The following is a 1066-nucleotide window of genomic DNA, read 5'->3' on the forward strand; positions in this document are numbered from 1 at the left end:
CCAGAAGAAAAAGCACGTGGTATCACCATCAACACCTCACACGTAGAATATGACACAGATGCACGTCACTATGCTCACGTAGATTGCCCAGGTCACGCCGATTATGTTAAAAACATGATCACTGGTGCTGCCCAGATGGACGGCGCAATCCTAGTAGTATCTGCAACTGACGGCCCTATGCCACAAACACGTGAGCACATCTTGCTTTCACGTCAGGTTGGCGTACCGTACATCATCGTATTCATGAACAAATGTGATGTTGTTGATGACGAAGAATTGCTAGAACTAGTAGAAATGGAAGTACGTGAATTACTTTCTGACTACGACTTCCCAGGTGATGACACGCCAATCATCCATGGTTCAGCTACTGAAGCCCTAAAAGGCTCACAAGAAAAATATGGCCAACCAGCTGTAGTAGAACTATTGAAAGTTCTAGACACCTACATCCCAGAGCCAGAGCGTGACGTTGACAAAGCATTCCTAATGCCAATCGAAGACGTATTCTCAATCTCAGGTCGTGGTACTGTTGTAACTGGCCGTGTTGAATCTGGTATCGTACGCGTTGGCGACGAAATCGAAATCGTTGGTATCCGTGACACTCAAAAAACCACTTGTACTGGTGTAGAGATGTTCCGTAAACTGCTTGACGAAGGTCGTGCAGGCGAAAACTGTGGCGTACTACTACGTGGTACTAAGCGTGAAGACGTACAACGTGGCCAAGTACTTGCTAAGCCAGGTTCAATCACTCCTCACACCAAGTTTGACGCTGAAGTATATGTGTTGAGCAAAGAAGAGGGTGGTCGTCACACACCATTCCTAAACGGCTATCGTCCACAGTTCTACTTCCGTACTACTGACGTAACTGGCGCAATCCAATTACAAGACGGTACTGAAATGGTAATGCCTGGTGATAACGTTGAGATGGGCGTAGAGCTTATCCACCCAATCGCTATGGACAAAGGTCTTCGCTTCGCTATTCGTGAAGGCGGCCGTACTGTAGGCGCTGGTGTTGTTGCTAACGTTAACGTTTAATACTGATCCTAGTATTTAACTTGTTAGTCAAAAG

General features: G+C 46.3%; 1 protein-coding gene. It reads left to right on the forward strand.

All coding sequences use genetic code 11. The features are described from left to right. A partial coding sequence (gene tuf, locus I6E83_RS14635; protein ID WP_197102976.1) for an elongation factor Tu occupies positions 1 to 1032 on the forward strand: 1032 nt, incomplete at its 5' end. Between the last annotated feature and the right edge of the window lie 34 nt (positions 1033 to 1066).

The sequence above is a fragment of the Psychrobacter sp. SZ93C1 genome (genome assembly GCF_015864635.1).
In the GTDB taxonomy this organism is placed as follows: domain Bacteria; phylum Pseudomonadota; class Gammaproteobacteria; order Pseudomonadales; family Moraxellaceae; genus Psychrobacter; species Psychrobacter fozii.